Source organism: Klebsiella sp. A-Nf5 (assembly GCF_002810545.1).
In the GTDB taxonomy this organism is placed as follows: domain Bacteria; phylum Pseudomonadota; class Gammaproteobacteria; order Enterobacterales; family Enterobacteriaceae; genus Klebsiella; species Klebsiella variicola.
This window is the reverse complement of record NZ_PIOG01000035.1, coordinates 1-525: the sequence shown is the minus strand read 5'-3', so window position 1 is coordinate 525 and position 525 is coordinate 1. Positions and strand designations below refer to the sequence as shown.

Here is a 525-nt window from a genome sequence, read left to right as displayed (position 1 = left end):
AGTTTTTACCGTGGCTGGGATCATGTTTTCAATTGGTCTAGGCTTGATTGTGACGTTCAATCCTAGTGGCGTTAAGAACAGAGCTTACCTTGCTGCGATTCGCAAAAACATTTCGAAGGTCCGAAATTCATTCCTTGTACATTTTGGATTAACTACAATTTATTATGTTTTAAATCAATACATTGCAATATATGAGTATGTTGTGTCTATCGCAGGTAAGTTTGATTTGAAGATTAGCGCCTCTATTTTTCTTTGCCTGCTAATGATATACTCCTCGATATATTTCATCATAAATTTCATAGAATTACAGAGATTGAACAACGATATCTTCGATAAAGTGAATAAAGAATCCGAGTAATGTTACTTCTCCTTAAGTGAAAAGCGCCTCTCCTCTGGCTGAACTGGATCCTTTTTACTATTAATTTTTGAAATCATCGTCATACGGTGGGGTATGGTCGAATCCTTCATACCCGGTAGTGAGCGGTTGCTGCTCATGAGTCCGGCGTATGGCATCAGTAGACTGTC

At 38.3% G+C, this 525-nt stretch carries 1 protein-coding gene; it reads left to right on the top strand.

All coding sequences use genetic code 11. The annotated features are described in order from the left end of the window. A partial coding sequence (locus CWM53_RS31600) for a hypothetical protein (RefSeq protein ID WP_206062603.1) occupies positions 1-358 on the top strand: 358 nt, incomplete at its 5' end. Positions 359-525 lie beyond the last annotated feature (167 nt).